The organism is Amycolatopsis sp. 505, assembly GCF_031625235.1.
In the GTDB taxonomy this organism is placed as follows: Bacteria; Actinomycetota; Actinomycetes; order Mycobacteriales; family Pseudonocardiaceae; genus Amycolatopsis.
Map to the genome: position 1 here is coordinate 198,747 of NZ_JACKQP010000009.1, position 17,698 is coordinate 216,444.

Genomic DNA, 17,698 nt, shown 5'->3' on the forward strand with positions numbered 1-17,698 from the left:
AGGAACGCATCATGGCCGCCGGCGCCGAGCTCTTCCGGCGCAACGGCTACGCCGGCACCGGCCTGAAGCAGATCGTCGCCGAGGCGAACGCGCCCTTCGGGTCCCTCTACCACTTCTTCCCCGGCGGCAAGGAGCAGCTCGGCGCGGAGGTCGTCCGGACCTCCGGGCTCGCCTACATCGCCCTCTTCGACCTCTTCATCGCGCCGGCGGACGACGTCGTCAGCGGCATCGAAGCCTTCTTCGCCGCCGGGATCGCGACGCTCGAAGCCACCGATTACGTCGAAGGGTGCCCGATCGCGACCGTCGCCCTCGAGGTCGCCTCCACCAACGAGCCGCTGCGGAAGGCCACCGCCGACGTCTTCACCGCCTGGATCGACGCCGGGACCGAGAAGTTCGCGAAGTTCGGGCTCACCCGGGAGGCCGCCCGGACCCTCACCATCACCGCCGTCAACAACCTCGAAGGCGCCTTCGTCCTCTGCCGCTCGCTGCGGGACATCGAAGCGATGGCCGTCGCCGGGGCCGCCACGGTCGACGTCGCGCGGCGGCTTCTCCAGGAGAACACGCAACTTTAGTCGGTAATCGAACACAAATCACCAACATGGCGCTTGACCGCGCAGCAAGCAACAGCGTATTGGTCTAGTCCTCCTGCCTCACACCGTCGTTCGGTTGGAGTCGCCATGCGCCGTGTCCTCGCCGTCGTCGCCGCCGCAGCCGTGGTCGCGGCCGTCCCCACCCCCGCCCAAGCCCTCGAAAACGGCCTCGCCCCCACCCCGCCGATGGGCTGGAACACCTGGAACACCTTCGAGTGCAACATCAACGAGACCCTGGTCAAGCAGACCACCGACCTGATGGTGAGCTCCGGGATGCGCGACCGTGGCTACACCTACGTCAACCTCGACGACTGCTGGATGACCTGGTCCCGCGACGCGAGCGGGAACCTCGTCGCCGACCCCGCCAAGTTCCCCAGCGGCCTCAAGGCGCTCGGCGACTACATCCACGCCCGCGGCATGAAGTTCGGGATCTACGAAGACGCCGGCACGATGACCTGCCAGGGCTACCCCGGCAGCCTCGGGCACGAACAGGCCGACGCGAACCTCTTCGCGAGCTGGGGCGTCGACTACCTCAAGTACGACAACTGCCACAACGACAGCTCCACCCAGCAGGACTACATCCGGCGCTACTCGGCGATGCGCGACGCACTGCAGGCCACCGGCCGCCCGATCACCTACAGCATCTGCGAATGGGGCTACTTCGACCCCGCGACCTGGGCCGCGGACGTCGGCAACCTGTGGCGCACCACCGGGGACATCACCAACAACTGGGGCAGCGTCGACGGGATCTACCGCCAGAACGTCGGGCTCGCCTCCGCCGCGAAACCGGGCGCCTGGAACGACCCGGACATGCTCGAGGTCGGTGACGGCATGGACTTCCAGGAGGACCGCGCGCACTTCACGCTCTGGGCGGCGATGGCCGCGCCGCTGATCGCCGGCGCCGACCTGCGCTCGGCCGGCGTCGCGACCTTCTCGACCTACCTGAACCCGGACGTCATCGCCGTCGACCAGGACCCGCTCGGCAAACAGGCCACCCGGATCGCCACCGGGAACGGCCTGGACGTCCTCGCCAAACCGCTCCAGGACGGTGCCGTCGCGGTCGTGCTGTTCAACGAAAACAGCACCACGAAGACCATCTCGACGACGGCCGCCGCGGCGGGGCTGCCCGCCGCGGCGAGCTACCGGCTGACCAACCTGTGGTCGAAGGAACTCACCACCAGCGACGGCACGATCAGCGCCGCCGTTCCGTCGCACAGCACCGTGATCTACCGCGTCGCACCGGGGTCCGGCTCCAGCATCGGCACCATCCAGCCGATCCAGGGCGCGTCGTCGGCGCGCTGTATCGACATCAACGACACCATCGCCGACATCTGGGACTGCGACGGCGGCACCGACCAGGCCTGGACGTTCACCGGCGACGGCGAGCTCAAGGCCGACGGCCGGTGCCTGGACGCCGAGAAGGGCGCCACGACCGCCGGGACCAAGCTGCTCGCCTGGACCTGCCACGGCGGCGCGAACCAGAAGTTCAAGCTGGAAGCCGACGGCTCGATCACCCAGGCCGGCCTCTGCGTCGACGTCACCGGCGGCGACAAGGCCGCCGGCAACGTCAACGGCGTCCAGCTCGAACTCTGGGGCTGCAACGACGACGCCAACCAGAACTGGGAGCTCAAGTCCCGGTGAGGTGCTCCGGCCGCACCGGGACGCGGGTGAGCGCGAGCCCGGTCGCGGCCCGGATCGCCGCCACGATCGCCGGGGTCGAGGAGATCGTCGGCGGCTCGCCGACCCCGCGCAGGCCGTACGGCGCGTGCGGGTCCGGGCGTTCGAGGACGTCGATGCTCATCGGCGGCATGTCCAGCACCGTCGGGATGAGGTAGTCGGTGAAGGAGGGGTTCCGGATCTTCCCCCCGGAGGTCTGGATCTCCTCCATCACCGCGAGCCCGAGCCCCTGCGCCGAACCGCCCTGGATCTGGCCCAGCACGGCTTGGGGGTTCAGTGCCTTGCCGACGTCCTGGGCGCAGTCCAGCGCGACCACCTTGACCAGGCCGAGTTCGGTGTCGACGTCGACGACCGCCCGGTGCGCGGCGAACGCGTACTGCACGTGCGCGGTCCCCTGCCCGGTCTCCGGGTCCAGCGCCGAAGTCGGCCGGTGCCGCCACTCGATCGTTTCGTCGTGGACGTCGTCGCCGAGGACGTCCACCAGGTCGGCGAGGACCTGGCCGTCGGCCGCGACGAGCTTGCCGCCGACGACCCGCGTCCTGGCGTCGAACCGGGACAGGAGCCGCGCCCGCACCGCCACGCACGCGGCCTGTACCGCGCCGCCGGTGACGTAGGTCTGACGCGACGCCGACGTCGAGCCGCCGTTGCCGATCGAGGTGTCCATCGGCAGGATCGTCACCTGCTCGACGCCGAGCTCGGTGCGGACGATCTGCTGCATGATCGTCACCAGGCCCTGGCCGACCTCGCAGGCCGCGGTGTGCACGGTCGCGGCCGGCTCGCCGCCGACCAGCTGCAGGCGCACGCGGGCCGTCGAGTAGTCGTCGAAGCCTTCGGAGAAGCAGACGTTCTTGATCCCGACGGCGTACCCGACGCCGCGGACGACGCCTTCGCCGTGGGTCGTGTTGGACACCCCGCCCGGCATGTGCCGCAGGTCGAACGGCCGGTCCGGCGGCAGCGGCATGTCCCGCACCCGGTTCAGCAGCTCCGCGACCGGCGCTTCGGCGTCGACGACCTGGCCGGTCGGCATCAGGTCGCCCTCGCTCATCGCGTTGCGGACGCGGATCTCGACCGGGTCCAAGCCGCACGCACGAGCGAGCTTGTCCATCTGGGACTCGTAGCCGAACGCGGCTTGCACCGCGCCGAAGCCGCGCATCGCGCCGCACGGCGGGTTGTTGGTGTAAGTGCCCCAGCAGTCCACCGACACACTGTCCACTTTGTACGGTCCGACGCCGAGCGTGGCGGCGTTCGCGACCACCGCGCCGGTCGAGGACGCGTACGCGCCGCCGTCGAGGTACAGCCGCGTCTTCACGTAGACGAGCCGTCCGTCGCGGGTGGCGCCGTGCTCGTAGTACATCTTCGCCGGATGGCGGTGGACGTGGCCGTAGAACGACTCTTCGCGGTTGTAGACCATCTTCACCGGCTTGCCGGTGTGCAGCGCGAGGAGGCAGGCGTGCACCTGCATCGACAGGTCTTCCCGGCCGCCGAACGCGCCGCCGACGCCACCGAGGGTCAGCCGCACCTTCTCGGGCGGCAACCCCAGCGCGGCGACGATCTGCTGCTGGTCGACGTGCAGCCACTGCGTGGCGACGTAGAGGTCGACGCCGCCTTCGGTGTCCGGCACGGCGAGCCCGGACTCGGGGCCGAGGAACGCCTGGTCCTGCATGCCGACCTCGTAGACGCCGGAGACGACGACGTCGGCGTCGAGGTCCTGCGGGCCGCGGCGGATCTTCACGTGCCGGACGACGTTGCCGCCTCCGTGCAGCGAAGGCCCTTCGCCCGCGACGGCGGCTTCGGAGTCCGTCACCGGCTCCAGTTCCTCGTAGGCGACCTTGATCCGCTTCATCGCGCGGCGCGCGGTCTCCGGGTGGTCGGCGGCGACCAGCGCCACCGGTTCGCCCTGGTAGCGGACGACGTCGGAGGCGAGCACCGGCTGGTCGGCGTGCTCGAGGCCGTAGCGGTTCACGCCCGGGACGTCGTCGTGGGTGAGGACCGCGTACACGCCCGGCACGGCCAGGGCTTCCGCGATGTCGATGCCGGTGATCCGGGCGTACGGGTGCGGGCTGCGCAGCGTCACGCCCCACACCATGTCCTCGTGCCAGAGGTCCGAGGAGTAGGCGAACTCGCCGCGGACCTTCACCGTGCCGTCGGGGCGCCGCGGCGACGTGCCGACGCCGTTCGCGGTCGTCGTCGTGACCGAGGTCGTGCTGGTCATCGGCCCTCCCGCAACCGGGCGCTCGCGGCGGCCAGCTCGCGGGCGATGGCGGACTCGTCGGCTTCGCGCAGGGTGCCGTCCTCGACGACGGCCTTGCCGCCGACGAACAGGCGGCGCAGCGGCGGCGTGGTGCCGAGCACCAGCGCCGCGACCGGGTCGGCGATGCCGGCGTAGTTGAGCCCGGTCAGGTCCCAGACGGCGAGGTCGGCGAGCTTGCCGGGCTCGATCGAGCCGAGGTCGTCCCCGCGGCCGAGGCAGCGGGCGCCGCCCATCGTGCCCATCCACAGCGCTTCGCGCGTGGTCAGCCCGCGCGGGCCGCCGCGCTGGCGGGCCTGCAGCAGCGACTGGTGGAGCTCTTCGCCGAGGCCGCCGGATTCGTTGGACGCGGCGCCGTCGGCACCCAGGCCGACCGCGACCCCGGCGTCGAGGAGGTCGCGGACCGGGGCGATGCCGGCGCCGATGCGGCCGTTGGACGTCGGGCAGTGCGCCGAGCCGGTGCCGGTCGCACCGAAGCGGCGGATCGCCTCGGGCGCGAGGTGGATCGTGTGCGCGAGCCAGACGTCGTCGGCGAGCCAGCCGAGCTTGTCGGCGTACTCGGCCGGGGTGCAGCCGGCCTCGGCGAGGCACTGCTTCTCCTCGTCGATGGTTTCGGCGAGGTGGGTGTGCAGGCGGACGCCCTTGCGCCGGGCCAGCTCGGCCGCACCGGACATCAGCCGTTCGGTGACCGAGAACGGCGAGCAGGGACCCGCGGCGATCTGCAGGTGGGCGCCCGCGGAGTCGTCGTGGAAGCGGTCGATCGCCGCTTCGGTGCCGGCCAGCGCGTCCTCGGTCGACTCGACCAGGTTGTCCGGCGGCAGGCCGCCGTCGGACTCGCCGCGGTCCATCGACCCGCGGACCACGTGCAGCCGGACGCCGATGCGCTGGCGAGCCGCGGCCAGCGCCGCGACCTGGTCGCCGCCGTCGCGCGGGAAGACGTAGTGGTGGTCGGCGACCGTGGTGCAGCCGGTCAGGGCCAGCCGGGCCATCCCTGCGGTGCCCGCGGCGTGCGTGATCTCGTCGTCGAGGCGGCTCCAGACCGGGTAGAGCGCGACCAGCCATTCGAAGAGCGTGTGGTCGGCGGCCATGCCGCGGGTCGCCCACTGGTAGAGGTGGTGGTGGGTGTTGATCAAACCCGGCGTGACCAGGCAGCCCGCGGCGTCGACGCGCTCGTCGAACTCGCCGGTATACACGCCTTCGCCGACCGCGGCGATCCGGTCGTTCTCGACGACGACGTGCCCGCTCGCATACTCCTCGCCGGCGACCGTGGCGATGGCCGCGTTCGCGATGAGTGTCCTCACGCCACGCCTCCCTTCGCGGCCGCGCGGACCGCGTCGAGGATTTTTTCGTAGCCGGTGCACCGGCAGAGGTTGCCGGCCAGTGCCTCGCGGATCTCCTCGTCGGACGGGTCGGGGACGCGGTTCAGCAGGTCGTGGGCGGCGACGACCAGGCCCGGCGTGCAGAATCCGCACTGGACCGCGCCCGCGTCCACAAAGGACTGCTGGACCGGGTGGAGGGTGTCGCCGTCGGCCAGTCCCTCGACCGTGCGGACCACGCGGCCCTCGGCCTGCCCGGCCGCGACCAGGCAGGCGCACACCGGGAGGTCGTCGAGGTAGACCGTGCAGGAGCCACATTCGCCCTGCTCGCAGGCGTTCTTCGAGCCCGGGAGGCCGAGCCGCTCGCGCAGCACGTAGAGCAGGCTCTCGCCTTCCCAGACGTCGTCCGCCTGCCGCGGCTCGCCGTTGATCGTGACATTCAGGCGCATGCGCGCTCCCCCGTCCGGTGTTCGTCCCAGGCCCAGGTCAACGTACGCCGCGCTAGTACCCCGAGAGCGTGCTTCCGATACGCGGCGCTGCCCCGGACGTCGTCGATCGGGGACGTCGCCGCGGCCACCAGGTCGCCGAAGCGCCGCTTCAGCGAGTCGGGCAAGGCTTCCGACGAGCCCCACGGCAGCTCGGCGGCCAGGAAGTCCTCGGCCTCGCGGGCGCGGCGCGGGGTCGGGGCGGCGGACCCGATCGCGGCGCCGACCTCCCCCTGCCGGAGCGAGAGCGCGAAGGAGCAGACCGCGATGACCATGGCGTTGCGCGTGCCGACCTTGGCGAACTGCTGCGGCCCGGCGTGCGCGGGCAGGTGGACGGCGGTGATCAGCTCGTCCGGCTCGAGGGCGTGGCGTTTCACGCCGACGTAGAAATCCTCCGCGCGGAGGACACGGGTCCCCCGGACGGAGGCCACCTCGATCCGCGCGTCCAGGGCGAGCAGCACCGGGTGGGTGTCGCCGGCGGGCGAGGCGGCCCCGAGGTTGCCGCCGACCGTGCCGCGGTTGCGGATCTGCGGGGACCCGACCGTGCGCGACGCCATGGCCAGCGCCGGGACGGATTCACCCAGTTCGGCGATGACGCGGGAGTACGGGACGCCGGCGCCGAGCCGGACCGTGTCGTCCATAGTGGACCACTCCGTCAGCTCCCCGACCGCGGTCAGGTCCAGGAGGGCGTCCGGGCGCCGGTGGTCGAAGTTGAGTTCGACCATGACGTCGGTGCCGCCGGCGATCGGCACGGCGCCGGGCCGCTCGGCCTTCAGGGCGAGGGCCTCGGCGAGCGTCGCGGGACGCAGGAACTCCACGGGCTGCTCCTTCGTGAGGGCGATAGACCAGTAGACGACGGATCACGGCCGGGCGGCAACGGCACCACGCATGAAACGCACCGCAGCGGACGCGGGGCCGGTTGTGCTTTCCTACAAGCCTCATGACGACCGTGAAAACTCTGCTGGGGCTGCCGGGGCTGCGGCTGCGCCCGCGCGCCGGGACCGACCTGCTCGACCGGCCGGTGACGCGCATCTACGTCACGGAGCTGTCCGACCCCGGACGGTACCTTTCGGCCGGTGAGCTGGTGCTGTCCGGCCTGCTCTGGTGGCACGAGCCGGGTGACGCCGAGCCGTTCGTCGCGGCGCTGGCCCGCTCGGGCGCGGCGGCGCTGGCCGCGTCCGGCGCGGACTCGGGCGGCATCCCGGACGACGTCGTCGACGCCTGCGTCCGGCACCGGATCCCGCTCCTCGAGGTGCCCGCCGACCTGTCCTTTTCGGTGATCACCGAGCAGGTGGTGCTGGCGTTGGCGGCCGCGTCCGACAGTGCCCGCAAACGTTTGCAGGCCGCGGCGGAGGCGCCGGTCGAGACGCTGGTCGAGCGGGCTTCGGCGGAACTGGGACTGCCGTGCTGGGTGCTGTCCGGCCTGGGCCGGCTGATCGCGGGGACGGCCCCGCTGCCGATGCCGCCGGAGGACGTCGTCCGCCGGTACGCGGCCCGCGAGCCGGGGCCGCTGACGGTGCTCCCGGTCGAGGGGCGGCACGCGGTGCCGTGGCTGATCGCGGCCGGAGGGCCGTTGAGCACCGCACAGGCCGAGCTGGCCGAAGAGGTGGCGGGGCTGGTCGGGGTCACGCGGGCCCGCATGACCCGCCCGGAGGTGTCGCTGCCCGAGGACGTGTGCGTTGTCGGGTTGCGGACCGAAGGCAGCGACGAGAGCCGGGACGTCCTGGACGAGTTGCTGCCGGACGCGACGCTGCTCGACTCGCCGGGCGACACGTCGTATGCGGCGGTGGCCACGCCTTCGCTGGCCGGCCTGTCCATTGTGGAGCCGCTGCTGCGGGCTTCGCGGATCCTGTGCGGGGTCAGCGATCCGGGCCGGGTGGACGAGGCCGTGGAAAGTGCGCGGTACGCCGTGGCGGTGGCGGCGCGGCGGCCGGGCCGGGTGGCGGTGGTCCGGACCGGTGACGTGGCGGTGCACGAGCTGCTGCTGGCCGGGGCGCCGGACGGGGTGCGCGCGGCGGTGCGCCGTCGGGTGCTCGGGCCGTTGCTGGCCTACGACGCGGAGCAGCACACGGACCTGGTGCACACGGTCCGCGTGTTCCTGGAGTGCTCGGGCTCCCCGACCCGGGCGGCGAAGGCGTTGCACGTCCACGTGAACACGCTGCGCTACCGGATCGGGCGGGCGGGTGAGCTGCTGGGCGCGGACCTGACGGAGTTCACCGACCAGCTGGACGTGTACCTGGCCTTGCGCGCCGGCGACTAGAACGCCCGCTCGCCCGCTCGGCGCAGGGGGAAGACCTCGCACCCCACCGGCCGCCGTCTCGCGTTGCGTGACCGGGGGCAAGGGGGAGGATGAGCGGGTGGACCCCGAAATCACCTCGGCCCGGCAGGCGGCGGACGACGCCCGCGTGCTGGCCTTCGGGCGGCTGCAAGGCGCGGCGCACCGGCTCGGGTACCTGCTCGGGCGGGCGTTGGAACGCGAATGCGGGATCACGCACCTGATGTACGAGGTCCTGCTGATCGTGGGCCGCACCGGCGCGGACGGGCTGACCATGCGCTCCATCGCCCAGGAGCAGGTGCTCACCACCGGCGGCGCGACCCGCCTGGTCGACCGGATGGAGGCGCTCGGGCTGGTGACCCGCACGGCGTCACCGAGCGACAAGCGGGTCCAGCTCGTCCGGCTGACCTCGTTCGGCGAGGAGACGACCGTGCGGGCCAGCCGGCTGCACGTGGAGAACGTCGAGCAGTTCTTCTTCCGGCCGCTGCCCGAGGACCACCGGGCGCGGTTCGTCGACGACCTGCGGACGTTGAGCCACTTCGCGCGTGACGCCCTCCCGCGGCTGCGTTAAGCCGCGACCGGCGTCGCCCCTTCGAGGGTCTCCCGCAGCTCGGCCCGGTCCAGCTGCCCTTCGGACTTCGCCACGACGAACGTCGCCACGCAGTTGCCCAGCAGGTTGACGAACACGCGCATCGAGTCCATCAGGCGGTCCGCTCCCAGCAGCAGGCCAGGCCCGCCATGCCCTTCGACGTCAGCATCAGGATCAGTACCGCCAGCAGCTGCTGGCCGAGCCAGGCCGGTCGCCGCGCGGGAGCAGCCGGCGTCGGTGAGCTTGGCCATGATCCGCGGCATCACCGACTCCGTCGAGGCCGTGCCCAGCGCCAGGAGGAACTCTTCACGCGCGTAGCGGAGGAACTTCCAGACCGAAACCCCGGCGTAGCACCGGGAAATCGCGGCGAGGACGAGCGTGAACAGCAGCGCGAACGTCGTGACGACCCCGAAGTAGACGGCTTTGAGTCCGATTCGTCCGACCGCTCTGAGGTCGCCGACGGCGGCGATCCCGGTCATCACGGCGCAGAAGATCAGCGGCGCGATGATCAGACGTCCACCAGCGCTTCTTCTTCTCGGCCATGGCCGGACCCTAAGCATCGGATGTTCCTGCGGTGTTAACGCTCGCAGTGACGTACCCGACGCCCGCGTCGGGCGCTGCGGCAGACTGACCGGGTGGGCAAGCGGAAGCAGGTCCGCGTCGGCCCGCCGCCGACGACGGCCGAGGAGTTCGGCGAGGCGCTGTTCGCCGCCGTACCGGGCGACGCGGACTGGCTGGCGCCGGACTTCACCCTGCCGCCCGCTCTCGCCGCGGCTGCCGATCTGATCGCCGGGCAGCTGATCGGCCGCGCGTGCCGGGGTGGCTGGCTGCCCGAAGACCTCCGCCAGGTGGCCCGGCGCCGCCTGGACGAGTTCGCCGGCTCGTACCTGCTCGACGCCCTCGCCGCCTACGCCGGGCAGTTCCCCGCGGTGCACCCGGACTGGCTGGCCCAGCTCGACGCGGTCCGCTGGTGGAACGAAACCGAGCCGCACCTGCCGCAGTGGGCGGCGAAGCACATCCTCACGCCGTCCGAAGCGGTGGCGGCGGTCATCGACGCGGTCGGCCTGCTGAAGACGCTGCCCCCGGTGACTGTGGTGCTGCCCGCGCCGGGCACCCCGCTGCCGCGACCGGCACGCCACCCCGTCGACGACAAGAAGCTGAGCCGGGTCCGCGCGCTGCTCGCGAAGGCCGAGTCGAGCTCATTCCCGGAGGAGGCCGAGGCTCTTTCGGCGAAGGCGCAGGAGCTGATGACCCGCCACGCCCTCGACCGGGCACTGGTGGAGGCGGGCACCGGTGCGCCGGACCGGCCCGCGGCCCGCCGCATCTGGCTCGACACGCCCTACACCGACGCGAAGTCGCTGCTGGTCCACGTGGTGGCGAAGGCCAACCGCTGCCGGGCGATCTTCGACGCACGCTGGGACTTCGTCACCGTCGTCGGCGACGAACTGGATTCCGTCGAGCTGCTCACGACTTCGCTGCTCGTCCAGGCGAACCGGGCGATGATCGCCGACCCGGCGGGCCGGTCCCGGGATTTCCGGAAGTCGTTCCTCGTTTCCTACGCCACCCGAATCGGCGAGCGGCTCGAGCAGGCGGCGAAGGCGACGATCGCCGAGGCGCCGGGCCTGGTGCCGGTACTGGCATCACGCGAGGCGCAGGTGGCGGCGGCGTTCACCGAGCTGTTTCCCGAGGTGGTGAGCAAATCGGTGACCGTGCGCAGCCACGAAGGGTGGGGCGCGGGGCGGGAGGCCGCCGACCGCGCCCAGCTCGGCGAGTGACTCCTACACCTCGCGCCGCGCGTATTTCTCCAGTTCCGGCCGCCCGAACGGCAGCTCGCCCTCGTCCAAGGCCCCGCAGTCCAGCCCGCGCAGCAGGTACACCGCCAGCGCCTGGGCCGTCGCCGGTTCGTCCAGCACTCCCCCGGCCGTCTTCTCCGCGTACGCGCGCAATCGCGCCACCGCCTCCGGGAACCCCGCCCGGTAGAACGTGTACGTCGCCGCGAAGCGGGTCGGCAGCTGGTGGGGGTGCAGGTCCCAGCCCTGGTAGAAGCCGCGCTCCAAGGACCTGCGGACCAGCCGGAGGTGTTCAGCCCACGCCGCGGGCAGGGCGTCGCCGATCGGGAGCCGGTTCGTCGAGCCGTCCGAGAGGCGGACGCCGGTGCCCGCCGCCGCGATCTGCATCAGGCCCTTGGCCAGGTCGGCCGCCGGGTGCTCCATGCTCTGGTACGCCGCCGCGATGCCGAGGCCCGCGCTGTAGTCGTACGTTCCGTAGTGCAGTCCCGAGCAGCGGCCCTCGGCCGCCTGCACGATCCGCGCCACCGACAGCGTCCCGTCGACGTCCACAATGGACTGCGCCGTTTCGATCTGGACCTCGAAGCGCAGCGTGGCCTCGGGCAGATCGTACGCGGTTTCCAGGCGAGCGAGGACCTCCGCGGCCACCGCGACCTGCTCGACGGCCGTCACCTTCGGCAGGGTGACGACGAAACCGGGCGGCAACGGCCCGTTGTCCAGCAACGACCCGAGGAACAGGTCCAGGGTGCGAATGCCACGCCGGCGGGTCGCCGCTTCGAAGCTCTTGAAGCGGATGCCGCAGAACGGCGTCCCGCCCGTCGTCGCCAGGGTTTGCCCGGCCGCCACCGCCGCCGCGTCCTCGACGTCGTCGGGCACGCGGCCGAAGCCGTCCTCGAAGTCGATCCGCAGGTCCTCGATCGGCTCGGTGAGCAGCTTCGCGCGGACGCGTTCGAAGACGTCCGCGTCGGCGCCGAGGAGGTCGCCGTGCTCGATGAAGACCCGCATCGCCTGCTTGCCCCAGTCGGCCACCAGGCGCGTCTTGTACTGCGACGCCGGGACGTAGACCGTGTGCACGGGCTGGCGTCCCGGCCGCTCCCCCGGGTACGACGCCGCGACGCGCGCGTCGGCCGCAGCCAGGCGCGCGTCGGCGGCGTCGTAGACGTCCTCGGAAAGCCGCACTACTTGATCTTCTCGTACGCGGGCAGCGTGAGGAAGTCCGGGAACTCGTCGGCCAGCGCGACCTGCTCGAACAGCTCCACCGCGGGCTCCAGCAGCTCCGGCTTGAGCTCGCCGGCCAGTTCGCCGCGGACGTCGGCCAGCACACCGCGGACCAGCTCCGCCGTGACCGTGTCGCCACTGTCCAAAGTGGTCCCGTTCTTGACCCACTGCCAGATCTGCGAGCGGGAGATCTCGGCGGTGGCGGCGTCTTCCATCAGGTTGTGGATGGCCGCCGCGCCGTTGCCGCCCAGCCAGGAGGCGATGTAGCGGACACCGACGTCGACCGCCGCGCGCAGGCCGGCCGCGGTCGCGCTGCCCGGCGTCGAAGCGACGTCCAGCAGCTGATCGGCGGTGACGCTGACCTCGTCGCGGGTGCGGCCGAGCTGGTTGGGCTGGTCGCCGAGCACCTTGTCGAACTCCTCCTTGCAGAGCTCGACCATGCCCGGGTGGGCCACCCAGGAGCCGTCGAAGCCGTCGCCGGCCTCGCGGGACTTGTCCGCGTGCACCTTTTCGAAGGCGCCCTTGTTGGTCTCGGGGTCCTTGCTCGGGATGAACGCGGCCATGCCGCCGATCGCGAAGGCGCCGCGCTTGTGGCAGGTGCGCACCAGCAGCTCGGTGTAGGCGCGCATGAAGGGCGCGGTCATGGTGACGGAGTTGCGGTCCGGCAGCACGAACTTCTCGCCCGCGTCGCGGAAGTACTTGATGACGCTGAACAGGTAGTCCCAGCGGCCGGCGTTGAGGCCGGAGGCGTGCTCGCGCAGCTCGTAGAGGATCTCTTCCATCTCGAACGCGGCCGGGATGGTCTCGATCAGCACGGTGGCGCGGACGGTGCCGTGCTCGATCCCGAGGGCCTTCTCGGCGTGGGTGAAGACGTCGTTCCAGAGCCGCGCTTCGAGGTGGCTCTCCATCTTCGGCAGGTAGTAGTACGGGCCCTTGCCGCGCTTGAGCAGTTCGGCGGCGTTGTGGAAGAAGTGCAGGCCGAAGTCGACGAGCGCGCCGACGCCTTCACGGTCGCCGAACTTCAGGTGGCTCTCGGGCAGGTGCCAGCCGCGCGGGCGGACCACGATGGTGGCGTGCTCGACGTCGCCGGAGAGCGCGTAGCTCTTGCCGCCGCTCTCCAGGGTGATCGTCTCGCGGATGGCGTCGTAGAGGTTGACCTGACCGGAGACCACGTTGTGCCAGTGCGGCGTGTTGGCGTCTTCGAGGTCGGCGAGCCACACCTTCGCGCCGGAGTTGAGCGCGTTGATGGTCATCTTGCGGTCGGTCGGCCCGGTGATCTCGACGCGGCGGTCGCGGAGCGCGGGCGGCGCGCCGGCGACCTGCCAGTCGCCTTCGCGGATCTCCTTGGTCTCCGGCAGGAAGTCGAGCCGGCCGGTGGTCCGGGCCTCCTCGCGGCGCTTGCCGCGCGCCTGGAGCAGCTCGTCGCGGCGGCCGGCGAAGGCGTCGTGGAGGCCGGCGAGGAAGGCGAGCGCCTCCGGCGTGAGGATCTCGTCGCCGCGCTCGACCGGGTCGCCCAGCACCTGGACTTCAGAAGACATGGGGAAACACCTCGAGGGTTCGGATCTTTGGATAACGGCCCTACGGTTTTCTACCAGCCGGACTATAGTTTCTGCATAGCGGAAGCTCAACGCCGACGTAAGGAGGGCCACCGTGCCGGCGGAGAAGAACGGTCGCGACGGCGGCGTCCAGTCCCTGCAGCGTGCCTTCGAGCTGCTGGAACACCTCGCGGACACCGGCGGCGAGGCGAGCCTGTCGGAGCTGGCGACGCTGTCCGGGCTGCCGATGCCGACGATCCACCGGCTCATCCGCACGCTGGTCGACCTGGGGTACGTCCGCCAGAACACGAACCGCCGCTACGCGCTGGGGGCGCGGCTCATCAGGCTGGGCGAGAACGCGAGCATGCAGTTCGGCGCCTGGGCGCGGCCGTTGCTGGCCGAGCTGGTGGAAGAGGTCGGCGAGACGGCGAACCTGGCGGTCCTGGAGCGCGACGAGGTCGTGTACGTGGCCCAGGTGCCCTCGAAGCACTCGATGCGCATGTTCACCGAGGTCGGACGGCGGTTGCTGCCGCACGGGACCGGGGTCGGGAAGGCGATGCTGGCCCACCTGCCGTCGTCCGAGGTCCGGTCACTGCTGGACCGGACGGGGATGCCGGCGTACACGGAGCACACGTACACCGACCCGGACGCGCTGGCGGTGGAGCTGTCGCGGATCGCTTCGCAGGGGTACGCGCTGGACGAGGCCGAGCAGGAGCTGGGGGTGCGGTGCGTGGCGGTGGCGGTGCCGGGCGCACCGGTGCCGGCGGCGGTTTCGGTGTCCGGGCCGTCCGGTCGACTGACCGCCGAGGCGGTGGCGCACATCGCCCCGGCGGTGCAGCGGGTCGCCGACGCCCTCGGCGCTAGCCTGTCCCAGGCCGTCGCACAAGTGTGACAGTGGGTGAAATTAAGGTGACACAAAGTAACCCCCGTGAGGGGGGCGAATCCGGCGCCGGTAAAGTCGGCGACATGGCAAGCCTCGAAGACCTCGAAGCCCGCGTGACCGCCTTGGAGGAGCAGGTGCAGTACACCCGGCAGGACGCCGCAGCGGCTCGCATACTCGCTGGCACGGCAGACCGCGACGTCTCCGAGTTCAAGCAGACCTTGAACGGCCACACCAAGGTGCTCAACGCGATACGCGAGACGCAGATCGAGCACGGGCAAGACATCTCCGGCCTCAAGACCGACGTCACCGGCCTCAAGACCGACGTCACCGACCTCAAGACCGACGTCACCGACCTCCGGGCCGAGATGCGCAGCGGGTTCACCAAGATCAACGTCGGCATGGAGCAGATGAGCCGGTTGCTTCAGCAGGTCATCGACAAGGACTGACTCAGCTCAGCTCCCCTTCCAGCAAGTCCATCAGCAGCCCGTCGTGCCAGGTGCCGTCCGGGGCGCGTTCGTAGTTCCGCAGGATCCCGACCGGCCGGAAGCCCACCTTGGTGTACACCCGGATCGCCGTCTCGTTGGACGCCGCCGGGTCGATCGTCAGCCGGTGGTGGCCGGTCTCGAACAGGTGGCGGGCCAGGGCGCGGATCGCGTCCGTGCCGAGGCCGCGGCCGTGGAAGTCCGGGTGCAGCGAGATGTCGATGCCCGCGTGGCGGTACTGCGGGTCCAGCTCCTCGCAGCTCTGGATCAGGCCGACGACGTCACCGTCGAACTCGATCACGTAGACCGTGTAGCCCTCTTCGACTTCGTACAGGCCTTCGGTTTCGCGGTCCGGGTCGCCCCACCAGCGGGCGACCTCCGGGGTGGCCAGGATTTCGCGCACCCGGACGCGGTCGGCTGGGCCGATCGGGCGCAAGTGCACTCGATCGCCGTGAATGGCGGTCACAATGGGTCCTCTCTCGTAGCGAATGACGGCTTCGGGGCGTCTTCCACGAGGAGGGGCACGCGTGCGTCAACCGGGCATTCCCGGATTCTGCGCCGGGTGCACCGCCGCCGTCATCCGAATATCGCCGGAGGCCGCATGAACACGCACGCGGGCGCCTTGGCCTGGCTCGCGCAGGGCGCCGCTTCGAACCTCCTGGACCGGCTCGTCGACCGCGCGCTCGACGGCTCGCCCGCGTCGCCCGCCTGGCCGGGCCCGGCGAAGACCGCCGCGGGCACTGTCGAGATCACCGTGCGGCACCACGGTGCCGCGAAGGGCCGGACACCGGTGATCCTCACGATGCAGGAGGACGGCGGCCGCACCGGCACGGCGTTCTCGGCGATCCTCGGCCACACGGCCCGCATCGCGGTCCCCAGCGGCCGCTACTTCAGCGCGGCGATGGTGCTCGACCCGGCGCGCCGCACGCTGCAGGGCATCGGCTGGTCCCACCTGACCGTGCCGGCCCGCGGGACGTCCCCGTGCCTCATCCCGGCGAACCGCCCGTCGGCGCCGGTGATCCTGCAGCTGGGGTTGCGGAAGGCGGACGGGACGCCGTTGTTCCGGCTGGAGCCGCCGGCGAAGGTCCGCTGACCGAGCGACCTCGACATCACCGTGCGATACGCGGGCAGCGGGCGGCGCTGCCCGGGTTCCGGACCGCGCCGCGCGAAGGCGAGCGGGCAGCGGGTGTGACCGTGCCGATGGTGCTCGCCGAAACCGCGCTCGGCCTGAAGACGCCGGACGGCAGCAGCCCGTCCGAGCTGCGCCCGCCAGCCGATCACCTAGCCGAGCAGGGCGTCCACGAAGGCGCCCGGCTCGAACGGGGCCAGGTCGTCCGGCCCCTCGCCCAGGCCGACCAGCTTCACCGGGACCCCCAGCTCCTTCTGGACCTGGAACACGATCCCGCCCTTGGCCGTCCCGTCCAGCTTGGTCAGCACGATGCCCGTCACGTCGATGACCTCGGCGAACACACGGGCCTGCATGAGCCCGTTCTGGCCCGTCGTCGCGTCCAGGACCAGCAGGACCTCGTCGACCTTGGCCTGCTTCTCCACGACGCGCTTGACCTTGCCCAGCTCGTCCATCAGGCCCGTCTTCGTGTGCAGGCGGCCCGCCGTGTCGACCAGGACCGCGTCGACACCGGTGTCCACGCCGCGCTTGACCGCGTCGAACGCCACCGCCGCCGGGTCCGCGCCCTCCTTGCCGCGGACGACCTCCGCGCCCACGCGCTCGGCCCATGTCTGGAGCTGGTCGGCGGCCGCCGCGCGGAACGTGTCCGCCGCGCCCAGCAGGACCGTGCCGCCCTGGGCCACCAGGACGCGGGCGAGCTTGCCCGTGGTCGTCGTCTTGCCCGTGCCGTTGACGCCCGCCACCAGCACCACCGCCGGCTGCTTCTTGCCGTCGACCGTGTGCGGCAGCGCCCGGACCGCGCGGTGGCCGTCGGTGGACAGCTGCGCCGTCAGCACCTCGTGCAGCACCTCGCGCGCCTCGGCCGACGACCGCACCGCGCGCCGGGACAGCTCGTCGCGCAGGCGCTCGACGATCTGGTTCGTCGTGGCCGCACCGAGGTCGGCCAGCAGCAGCGTGTCTTCGACGTCCTGCCAGGAGTCCTCGTCGAGGTCACCCGCGCCGAGCAGGCCCAGCAGGCTCGTCCCGAACACCGAGCGGGACTTCGACAGCCGGCCGCGCAGCCGCTCCATGCGGCCGGTCGCCGGCTCGATCTCCTCGGCGACCGGGGCCGGTTCGACGACCTCGGCGTCCGGCAGCTCGACGTCGCGGACCGTGCGCTGCGCCGAGTCGCGTGGGACCGCCGCGTCGTCGCCCACCGCGGGCTGGCCGTCGGTCTCCGGCCGGTCCCCGACCGGGTGCTCGGGGGCTTCGGCCTCGGCCGTGCCGCCGGGCGCGAGCGCGATGCCCCCGCTGGCCGCGTACGACCCGCCCTTCGGTTTCGCCTCGACCTCGCGCTGGGCGTCCAGGCTGATCCGCCGCCTGCGTGCGATCAGCAGGCCGGTCACCAGCAGGGCGACCAGGACGACGACGGCGACGACTACGAACAGGAACCAGGTGCTCGACACGGGCCCATCCTTTCATCCGCGCTCCCCCGCGCCGGACACCCC

General features: G+C 71.7%; 17 protein-coding genes. 8 read left to right on the plus strand and 9 right to left on the minus strand.

Annotated elements, in window-relative coordinates:
* The first annotated feature begins 11 nt into the window (after positions 1-11).
* A complete protein-coding gene (locus H5965_RS31810) occupies positions 12-572 on the plus strand; it encodes a TetR/AcrR family transcriptional regulator (protein WP_310974760.1) in 561 nt (186 codons plus the stop codon).
* Between the two features lie 105 nt (positions 573-677).
* Positions 678-2,231 carry a ricin-type beta-trefoil lectin domain protein gene (locus tag H5965_RS31815; RefSeq protein WP_310974473.1) on the plus strand — a complete coding sequence of 518 codons (1,554 nt, stop codon included), beginning with the start codon at positions 678-680 and terminating at the stop codon, positions 2,229-2,231.
* On the opposite strand, the gene pucD is transcribed toward H5965_RS31815, so the two are convergent.
* Genes pucD through H5965_RS31835 form a run of 4 tightly spaced genes read right to left on the minus strand, consistent with a single transcriptional unit; the run spans position 2,218 to position 7,134 of the window.
* Complete coding sequence (pucD, locus tag H5965_RS31820; protein WP_310974474.1) at positions 2,218-4,479, minus strand: xanthine dehydrogenase subunit D; 2,262 nt, start codon at positions 4,477-4,479, stop codon at positions 2,218-2,220. The genes H5965_RS31815 and pucD overlap by 14 nt on opposite strands.
* Complete coding sequence (locus H5965_RS31825; protein ID WP_310974475.1) at positions 4,476-5,816, minus strand: 8-oxoguanine deaminase; 1,341 nt, start codon at positions 5,814-5,816, stop codon at positions 4,476-4,478. The genes pucD and H5965_RS31825 overlap by 4 nt, the downstream gene beginning before the upstream one ends.
* Positions 5,813-6,280 carry a 2Fe-2S iron-sulfur cluster-binding protein gene (locus H5965_RS31830; RefSeq protein ID WP_310974476.1) on the minus strand — a complete coding sequence of 156 codons (468 nt, stop codon included), beginning with the start codon at positions 6,278-6,280 and terminating at the stop codon, positions 5,813-5,815. The genes H5965_RS31825 and H5965_RS31830 overlap by 4 nt, the downstream gene beginning before the upstream one ends.
* Positions 6,271-7,134, minus strand: coding sequence for a xanthine dehydrogenase family protein subunit M (locus H5965_RS31835; protein WP_310974477.1), 864 nt, complete (start codon positions 7,132-7,134; stop codon positions 6,271-6,273). Before H5965_RS31835 ends, H5965_RS31830 begins: the two co-directional genes overlap by 10 nt.
* 122 nt (positions 7,135-7,256) lie before the next feature.
* Here H5965_RS31835 and H5965_RS31840 point away from each other — a divergent pair, with 122 nt between their 5' ends.
* Positions 7,257-8,576, plus strand: a complete 1,320-nt coding sequence (locus H5965_RS31840; protein WP_310974478.1) for a PucR family transcriptional regulator — start codon at positions 7,257-7,259, stop codon at positions 8,574-8,576.
* Between the two features lie 97 nt (positions 8,577-8,673).
* On the plus strand, positions 8,674-9,162 hold the full coding sequence (locus H5965_RS31845) for a MarR family transcriptional regulator (RefSeq protein WP_310974479.1): 489 nt from the start codon (positions 8,674-8,676) through the stop codon (positions 9,160-9,162).
* Here H5965_RS31845 and H5965_RS31850 read toward each other — a convergent pair.
* The gene (locus H5965_RS31850) at positions 9,159-9,740 is read right to left on the minus strand and encodes a cation:dicarboxylate symporter family transporter (protein ID WP_396136966.1); all 582 of its coding nucleotides are present in this window, start codon (positions 9,738-9,740) and stop codon (positions 9,159-9,161) included. The genes H5965_RS31845 and H5965_RS31850 overlap by 4 nt on opposite strands.
* 75 nt (positions 9,741-9,815) lie before the next feature.
* Between H5965_RS31850 and H5965_RS31855 the strand changes: the two genes are divergently transcribed.
* Positions 9,816-10,955, plus strand: a complete 1,140-nt coding sequence (locus H5965_RS31855; RefSeq protein WP_310974480.1) for a DUF2786 domain-containing protein — start codon at positions 9,816-9,818, stop codon at positions 10,953-10,955.
* Between the two features lie 3 nt (positions 10,956-10,958).
* Here H5965_RS31855 and H5965_RS31860 read toward each other — a convergent pair whose 3' ends face one another.
* Together H5965_RS31860 and aceB are read right to left on the minus strand one after the other, a co-directional pair.
* Positions 10,959-12,146 carry a DUF6986 family protein gene (locus tag H5965_RS31860; RefSeq protein ID WP_310974481.1) on the minus strand — a complete coding sequence of 396 codons (1,188 nt, stop codon included), beginning with the start codon at positions 12,144-12,146 and terminating at the stop codon, positions 10,959-10,961.
* Positions 12,146-13,723: a malate synthase A gene (aceB, locus tag H5965_RS31865; protein ID WP_310974482.1), complete on the minus strand. Its 1,578-nt coding sequence runs from the start codon at positions 13,721-13,723 to the stop codon at positions 12,146-12,148. Before aceB ends, H5965_RS31860 begins: the two co-directional genes overlap by 1 nt.
* Positions 13,724-13,835: 112 nt before the next feature.
* On the opposite strand from aceB, the gene H5965_RS31870 reads away from it, so the two are divergent.
* Both H5965_RS31870 and H5965_RS31875 read left to right on the plus strand, forming a co-directional pair.
* Positions 13,836-14,612, plus strand: a complete 777-nt coding sequence (locus tag H5965_RS31870; protein ID WP_310974483.1) for an IclR family transcriptional regulator — start codon at positions 13,836-13,838, stop codon at positions 14,610-14,612.
* A gap of 74 nt (positions 14,613-14,686) precedes the next feature.
* Positions 14,687-15,049 (plus strand): hypothetical protein, encoded by a 363-nt coding sequence (locus H5965_RS31875; protein WP_310974484.1) that lies wholly within the window; start codon positions 14,687-14,689, stop codon positions 15,047-15,049.
* A gap of 1 nt (position 15,050) precedes the next feature.
* Here the strand turns inward: H5965_RS31875 and H5965_RS31880 are convergent, their stop codons facing one another.
* Complete coding sequence (locus H5965_RS31880; protein WP_310974485.1) at positions 15,051-15,551, minus strand: GNAT family protein; 501 nt, start codon at positions 15,549-15,551, stop codon at positions 15,051-15,053.
* A gap of 135 nt (positions 15,552-15,686) precedes the next feature.
* Between H5965_RS31880 and H5965_RS31885 the strand changes: the two genes are divergently transcribed.
* Positions 15,687-16,178 carry a hypothetical protein gene (locus H5965_RS31885; RefSeq protein WP_310974486.1) on the plus strand — a complete coding sequence of 164 codons (492 nt, stop codon included), beginning with the start codon at positions 15,687-15,689 and terminating at the stop codon, positions 16,176-16,178.
* Positions 16,179-16,366: 188 nt separating this feature from the next.
* On the opposite strand, the gene ftsY is transcribed toward H5965_RS31885, so the two are convergent.
* Positions 16,367-17,656 (minus strand): signal recognition particle-docking protein FtsY, encoded by a 1,290-nt coding sequence (ftsY, locus tag H5965_RS31890; protein WP_310974487.1) that lies wholly within the window; start codon positions 17,654-17,656, stop codon positions 16,367-16,369.
* Positions 17,657-17,698 lie beyond the last annotated feature (42 nt).